This window comes from Candidatus Competibacter denitrificans Run_A_D11 (assembly GCF_001051235.1).
GTDB classification, from domain to species: Bacteria; Pseudomonadota; Gammaproteobacteria; order Competibacterales; family Competibacteraceae; genus Competibacter_A; species Competibacter_A denitrificans.
This window is the reverse complement of sequence record NZ_CBTJ020000009.1, coordinates 1-7107: the sequence shown is the minus strand read 5'-3', so window position 1 is coordinate 7107 and position 7107 is coordinate 1. Positions and strand designations below refer to the sequence as shown.

Annotated in this window: 7 protein-coding genes and 4 pseudogenes; 4 read left to right on the top strand and 7 right to left on the bottom strand. The window is 48.5% G+C overall.

Annotation, left to right across the window (positions count from 1 at the left end; genetic code table 11):
* Positions 1–321, top strand: a 321-nt coding sequence (locus tag BN873_RS01695) for an integrase core domain-containing protein (RefSeq protein ID WP_206778868.1), incomplete at its 5' end; no start/stop codon positions are given.
* 24 nt (positions 322–345) lie between these two features.
* Here the strand turns inward: BN873_RS01695 and BN873_RS19235 are convergent.
* The gene (locus BN873_RS19235) at positions 346–633 is read right to left on the bottom strand and encodes a transposase (RefSeq protein WP_171820399.1); all 288 of its coding nucleotides are present in this window, start codon (positions 631–633) and stop codon (positions 346–348) included.
* Positions 634–658: 25 nt separating this feature from the next.
* A pseudogene (locus BN873_RS01685) lies at positions 659–940 on the bottom strand (transposase); the annotation flags it as partial.
* A gap of 28 nt (positions 941–968) precedes the next feature.
* On the opposite strand from BN873_RS01685, the gene BN873_RS21110 reads away from it, so the two are divergent.
* Positions 969–1130 carry an IS4 family transposase gene (locus BN873_RS21110; RefSeq protein ID WP_171820398.1) on the top strand — a complete coding sequence of 54 codons (162 nt, stop codon included), beginning with the start codon at positions 969–971 and terminating at the stop codon, positions 1128–1130.
* Positions 1118–1270, top strand: coding sequence for an IS4 family transposase (locus tag BN873_RS21105; protein ID WP_139031623.1), 153 nt, complete (start codon positions 1118–1120; stop codon positions 1268–1270). Before BN873_RS21110 ends, BN873_RS21105 begins: the two co-directional genes overlap by 13 nt.
* A 237-nt stretch (positions 1271–1507) precedes the next feature.
* Here the strand turns inward: BN873_RS21105 and BN873_RS01680 are convergent, their stop codons facing one another.
* From BN873_RS01680 to BN873_RS19220, 4 genes and pseudogenes are all read right to left on the bottom strand, one after another.
* On the bottom strand, positions 1508–2503 hold the full coding sequence (locus BN873_RS01680; RefSeq protein WP_048670244.1) for a glycosyltransferase family 2 protein: 996 nt from the start codon (positions 2501–2503) through the stop codon (positions 1508–1510).
* A gap of 21 nt (positions 2504–2524) precedes the next feature.
* The gene (locus tag BN873_RS19225; RefSeq protein WP_082161031.1) at positions 2525–3391 is read right to left on the bottom strand and encodes a glycosyltransferase family 2 protein; all 867 of its coding nucleotides are present in this window, start codon (positions 3389–3391) and stop codon (positions 2525–2527) included.
* 53 nt (positions 3392–3444) lie between these two features.
* Positions 3445–4719, bottom strand: a complete 1275-nt coding sequence (locus BN873_RS01675; RefSeq protein WP_082161030.1) for a putative O-glycosylation ligase, exosortase A system-associated — start codon at positions 4717–4719, stop codon at positions 3445–3447.
* A 78-nt stretch (positions 4720–4797) separates the two neighbouring features.
* Positions 4798–5557, bottom strand: a pseudogene (locus tag BN873_RS19220) (IS5 family transposase).
* 267 nt (positions 5558–5824) lie between these two features.
* Here BN873_RS19220 and BN873_RS01660 point away from each other — a divergent pair.
* Positions 5825–6373, top strand: a pseudogene (locus BN873_RS01660) (IS982 family transposase); the annotation flags it as partial.
* A 47-nt stretch (positions 6374–6420) separates the two neighbouring features.
* On the opposite strand, the pseudogene BN873_RS01655 reads toward BN873_RS01660, so the two are convergent.
* A pseudogene (locus BN873_RS01655) lies at positions 6421–6975 on the bottom strand (IS3 family transposase); the annotation flags it as partial.
* Between the last annotated feature and the right edge of the window lie 132 nt (positions 6976–7107).

Below are 7107 nucleotides of genomic sequence, written 5' to 3'. Positions count from 1 at the left end.
GTGGATTTTCGGACCCTTCATGACTATTTCCCCTCTGACTTGCGGGGTCAATTCTTCATGTCGCTAAGGGGTCAATTTAGGCTGTCGCCTGACAGGGTGCGCTGTCGTGTCGCTCAGGTCGGTGGTATGGGCATCCTGGAACGCTTGAACCGCACCTTCAAGCACGAGTTCGTCTTTCGCCACGAGGTCAATACCTTGGCCGACCTCCAAGCACTTCTACCCGCCTTCCAGCGTTGGTCTAACGAGCAGCGATTACACAGTCATTTAGCGTATCGCACCCCCGCCGCCGTCTTGGCCCAGGAGGTCGCTATACTCTCTTAACCAGCGGAAGTCTTTTTTGGGGCACTACCGCCCAATAATGCTCAATCGGGTTGAGGTCTGGGGAGTACGGGCGAGATAGCGCAAGGCGCAACCGGCGTTGGCGAGCGTTGTTGCCAAGGTGGGAGCCTGATGAAAGCGGGCATTATCGAAGATGACGGTCTGGCCCGGTTGCAGGAGCGGCAGCAGAAAGCGCTCTAGCCAGGCGGTGAATACGGAGCGATTACAATGGCCCGTAAACACCATCGGTGCGATCATCTGGCGTTGGTGGAGCGCCGCGATGAAGCTGATCCGCTCTCGGCGAGAGTCTGTCAAATTTTTTGTGTAAATGCGGTTTTGGTTAGTGGAGTGAGAGTGGCAAGCGGCCCTCGAATTGAATGGCGAAGCGATTGAGGGCCTGTTTCCAGTCTTTGATGGGCATGGTCCATTTTTTGGCGGCTTGCTCAATAGCCAAGTCGATCACCTTGAAGGCGGAACGATCACTGGGGAAAATTCGTCGGTTGTTAATGGCCTTGCGGATGACGCTGTTGAGGGACTCAATGGCGTTGGTGGTGTAGATCGCACGGCGGATGTCATCTGGGTAGTCAAAAATGGGGATCACCCGCTCCCAGTGCCGTAACCACAAGGCGCTCAAGGTGATTTACCTGATCATGGCCTGGCGGATCCTGCACTTGGTCACTTGGGGCCGGGATTGCCCAAATCTGCCCTGTGACGTGGTGTTCGATCCCGAGGAATGGCAGGCCGCCTGGATCGTCGCACACCGGACTAAACCCCCGGAAACCCCACCCCCCTGGGTCAGATGGTGCGGTTGATCGCTGGCTTCGGTGGGTTTCTCGGACGCAAACACGACAGTCATCCCGGTCCCAAGGCAATCTGGGAAGGCCTGCAAAAAGTCAGAGCCTTTACCATCGCCTTTGAAGCCACCCGTGCCGTGTATGCTGGTGATGGGTGAATTGTGGGTAATCGGATGCTTTTAGCCCCTCCGGCTGAGTTGTGGGGAATCGGGTGGTCTCAAATCCACTTCCAATGGACGATCCGCCCCAATCTCTTCTTCTCCACGCAGGCATTCTTCCACAACCACCCATTCTTCATCTGTCAGATCACTGGGGTATCTTTTCTCTGGTGTCATTTCGAGATGTCACCTGTTTTAATTCAAAGCCTTACTTTGTAGCCCAACGATATGATTATTTCATAAATATATCAATATGTTAATATTGGGATGGGATCTTAATGTTCTCCACTGTATGAAATCCTCGTAGAGATAACCGACCAAAACGTAGACTTCTCCTTGATAATAGAAAGCTCGGCAAGAATCTGCCTGTAAAGTTGCACGAAGCCAAGCAAGGAGAGCACAAAACAATTCTGGGACACGATATAATGTTAACCCAAATAACCGCTTTGCAGGCGTCCCGCGCATACATGCAATCCGAGCAGTTACACGCCCAATACCATGCAAGCGGTTGAGAAAATACAGACGATTGATTTGCTGGCGTTTTAACGGATGGTCCACTACCGCATCAGGTACCCATGCAAAAGAGGCATCAAAATGGGAAAGTCGGTCGAAAAATTCAGCTTCTGCTCCAGCGACTAAAGATCCTGGCCGAAGGCCAAATTGAATGTCAAAAGTGCCTGCACGCTCAAATATAGAGCGGCGAAATGCCATATTAGGCCCCACAGGACCACAATTTGGTGTGATCTGAAAAACAGCTGGGTCTTTGCCAAAATCGGCTTGCACCACGATGCAGCTGCGCTTCCATGGCCCTGTAAGGTCCAGCCAGTTAGGTATTGCTCCCTCTATTAAGCCAATCTGCACACATCCAGCGAAAACCTCAATTTCTGGATAGCGATCTGCAGCTCCTAGATAAGCTGCCAGCCAGCCAGAATGAAAGCGGATATCACTATCAACAAAGATTAAAAAATCACCGGTGGCCTCTTTAAGCCCAGCATTTCTCGCCGAATTTACGCCAAGCGAGAGTTCTTCTATGATGCGTGCCTTAAAAGGAGCCGAGCTAATCTCGGCCTTAATCACCGATAAAGAATCATCGGTTGAGCCATTATCAACAACTAGCAATTCAAAATCCTGCCTGGATTGCCATGTAGCCTCAAGATCTGCACGGCAAGTCTGCAAAGCATCACGCAGAAAGGTTCCACCGTTTCGATTGATCATGATTACTGTGGTATACATATGAATACCCTAGATGATTAATTAATTTCTGACCTGGCAGATAAGATATCGAATTGCGCCCATCATCTCGTAAAAAAGCTTCTGTGCGCCACGTCGTGAGCGTAAAGCAGGTATTACTGTACGCCAATACCATTGTCTAGAAACTTGGCTACGTCGGGTTTTGTCTAAAGTAGCCTTCATATAATACGCACCCCGACCAATATCGTAAGAACGCATCAAAGTGGCGACTTGCTCTTGAGTTTGACGTCGGTGATGATGAAAAACGACAGGTCTTGGATCATAGGCACCCCAAAATCCGACAGCAGAGGCTCGATTTATTATGTCTGTATCATCGCTACCTGGCAAATTAGTACCTGCTCCTAAAAACTCGTCAAATCCACCAACTCTCAAGAGTACCTTACGTCGAAACGCCATATTAGCCCCTTGAATTAACCCAGACTCAATAAAGCTCCCTGGAGGAAGATCGTATCTATCTTCACGTAACTGAATCGTAATGGGGAAATCTTTTGGATCGTAAAGCAAGATCCTTCCACCGATGTAATCAACCCAATTTTCGGTAAAATTACTCCAAATCGCATCGATAAAATCAGATTGTGGATAACAGTCATCATCGCTAAAAATAATTACTTCACTCTTTGCATATTGCCACCCTGCATTTCTTGCGCGAGACAACCCAACCTTAGGTTCTGAAATTACATGCACACAGATATCCGTATTAGAAGCAAATTTATTTAGTATTTGTCGAGTTTCATCAGTTGAGGCATTATCAACGATAATTAATTCCCATGATAAAGTTGTCGATATATTTTCATAAGTTTTTAATGTATTAAGCAGGTAACAACCTCTATTTCTTGTGCATAAGATGACCGATAGCTTCGGAGATAGCAACTTGAGTTACCTCTAAAATCTGTAAAGTCTGCTCTTTATTATAAGCACCTATATCAATTATTAAAAATCATCAGTTTTTTACGCTGAGATAACTCTATAGTAACTAAAGGCTGGAGCATACTACCATAAAAAATTACATACCAAGGGAACTCGATATAAAATGTATTCAGAAATCCAGCACCGAGAATATAACCCATATAACCGCATATCATCCAGAGAGCGACATCTCGAACCCAAGTCAAATCAGGGTTATCAATAGCTACAAAAATCATAAATCTCCATGTCCTAAACAACGTCCATAGACCCAGCCCCATAAACCACAAATACAAACCGAGTCCAACAAAACCTAATTCTCCTAAGACTTGAAAATAAACGCTATGAGCTACGCGAGTTTGTACTGAAGTAGAAATAGATTTATTATAAATAATGTGATTCTCAGGCCCTACACCAAAGAATGGATATCTCAAAGCCTCCTGCCAGGATAATTCCCAATTTTCAAATCGCCCTACTGCGGATGTATCGTCTTTTAAATTATCTAGAGTAGAGAGCCGGTCAAAATTATTAGATGGTATAAGAAAATAACCAGATGCAATAATTACAACTAAGAAAAATAAAGAACGAATTAATTTACCGCTTAAAAAAGCCATAGAAATAAAAGTGATACTTAATGCTAGTAAAGCGCCACGAGATTTAGTATATATAATACATAGTAAAATAAACATGATAAAAATATAAAAGAGGAGCATTATCCATTTATTTTTTGGCAAAGTTCCCCTCAAACCCATCAAAACGGCAACTATAATGCAGCAAACTAGGCCAAGCATATTATTATCGCCCACGAAACCATTGATTTGGTCAGTGATATGGCCACCACCTTTAGCCGTTATTGTAAGACCCACTTTAAAAGCATTGAAACCAATTCCCGCAGCCGCCACCCAAATTACCCATTTACAAAGACTAATACTATGAATCGTGGAAAACATTAATATCGGTGTAAATAGCATTGATGGAAGGAAATTCTTATAAAAATCCCATGCATAATTAGAATTATAGGCAAAAAAACAGCTTAATGCTGCCCAACCCAGAATGGCAAGATAAATTACCAGTATAAATGGAAATCGAAAAAATATTCGTCCGTAAATAAGGTTGGAGAAAACCGCAACACCTAATGCAATTTTAAATACCGGAAGATTATTCCACAATCCCCAAGAAAAGTCGTAAGGCCGTTGAAAACATATCCAATTTAAGACCAAGATAGAAACTGGAGCTGAAAAAAATCCCCAGATTAAACCGCCTGAGATAATAATCGTTAAGAGTACATCACGCATAAAAAATATGAATTAACCAGAGATTTAGTAACCATCCCCCGGCATACATGGGCGCTCCCGATTTGCTAGGGCGTGTCGTCAAATAAGCCAGATCACGGTGGAGGCCAAATGGATGGCGGCGAGGAAATTGCGAGCGGTTTTGTCATAGCGGGTGGCGATAGCGCGGAATAGTTTGAGTTTGCAGAAGAAATTTTCGACGAGGTGGCGCGCTTTGTAGAGTTCCTTGTCGTAAGAGCGCTGGATTTTACGGTTGGCTTTGGGGGGAATGACGGCGGTTTTTCCAGCCTGGCGCAAGGGTTCAATCACCCGCTGATCGGCATCATAGGCTTTATCAGCTAGCAGGGTGTCCGCCGCCAGGCCCGGCAGTAGGCGATCCGCACCTTCCAGGTCGCACGCTGGCCCGGGCTGAGATGGAACGCGATGGGGTTGCCCAAGGCATCAACTAGGGCGTGAATTTTCGTGCTCAATCCGCCTTTGCTTCGGCCGATGGCCGGGTCTTCGCCCGCTTTTTTTTCGCGCCAGCGCTGTGCTGGTGGGCACGAACGATGGTGCTATCGATCATCGCGTAGTCGTTGTCGGCATCACCCGCTAGGTCGTTGAAAACGGCTGCCCAAACCCCACGTTCCGCCCAGCGGCCAAACCGACGATGCACGTTCTTCCAATCCCCAAACCGTGCTGGCAAATCTCGCCAGGCCGATCCTGAGCGATAGCGGTACAGCACCGCCTCCACAAATAACCGGTTATCGCGGGCCGTTACCCCCACCGTCTCTGGACGCCCCGACAGCCGATCCTGAATCCGCTCCCATGGGTCATCTCGTAACGCATACCGTCGAATCATCGCCCCATCCTTCCTTTCAAAATCCTAACCCTTCATCCAGTATACCCACCCCCGCCCTATTTGACGACACGCCCTAGAGTCCCTGATGGAATCCACTGATCGAGTCCTCAGCAAAGCCCCGCACTTCACACGCACTGCCGGGGCCAGGTTTGCTCAATCACGGTCTAACCAAACGTCAGTTCCGGCTAAGGTTAAGGAGGCGTAGCTCCTGGAGCGGAACCTGCTAAGGTTCCAGGTGACCAAACCCACTGCTTCAGGAGCCACACCATGAGCTTAGAAGGCCTGTTTTGTGGCGTCAATGAATTCTGCCGAGTTTTTCTACCGGATTGACACCGTCGGCTCCTCAGCGAAATCATGACGATCTTGATCCACTTTCATCAGTCCCACTACCGCAACTTCAAGGCGTTTTACCTATTGCACCTGTGTCGGCACGGCCAGGGTGAATTCCCTCACCTGTTAAGCTACAACCGCTTTGTGGCGTTGATTCCCACAGTATTGATGCCACTGTGTATCTACCTCCACACCCGCCGGGGTGAAGACACCGGAATCACTTTCATTGATGCGACCTCCCTGGTGGTCTGCCACAACCGTCGTATTCACAGCCACAAGGTCTTCAAGCAGGTGGCCCGCCGGGGCAAAACCTCCATGGGTTGGTTTTATGGTTTCAAATTACACTTGGTTGTCAATGATCGGGGAGAACTCTTGGCCTTCCGCATCACCCCTGGCAACGTGGACGACCGCCAACCCGTGCCCGATCTGACCCAAGGACTGACCGGCAAGCTCATCGGGGATCGTGGCTACATTTCCCACCGCTTGTTTCAAACTGAATCGCACCGGGTTTGTGGGAGGCTGCTTGTTGTGAGTCAAGCCATCATGGCAGACTCATGGCGTTGTTGATAATAAGCGGCTTCCGCCTCAGCAGGTGGCCGGTAGCCTATCGGCTCCAGCAACCGATGCTGGTTAAACCAGTGAACCCAAGCCAGGGTGGCCCATTCGACCGCCTCTAGGTTCTTCCAGGATTGTCGGTGGATGACCTCTGTTTTGTACAGCCCATTGATGGTTTCAGCAAGGGCGTTGTCGTAGGAATCGCCTACGCTGCCGACCGAGGGTTCGATCCCCGCCTCGGCCAAGCGCTCGGTATAGCGGATTGAGACGTATTGCACCCCACGGTCGCTATGGTGGATCAAACCCTGATCAAGGGGTTTACGTGCGTGAAGGGCTTGCTCTAGGGCGTCGAGCACGAACTCTGTTCGGGCGGTGCGCGAGACGTTCCAGCCGACAATGTAGCGTGCGAAAACGTCGATAACGAAGGCGACATAGACGAAGCCTTGTCCGGTTAAGACGTACGTGAAATCAGCGACCCACAGCGCATTAGGACGAGTGGCCGTGAACTGGCGGTGAACCCGATCCAGCGGGGAGGAAGTATTGCGGTTGCTGAGAGACTATAAATTTGATTGTGTAAATGCTCCACTGTAGGAAACGAGGACACTGACGTGTCAGGAGCATTGACGATGACGACACCATTAAGCAAAGTAGACCAGGACTTTTCA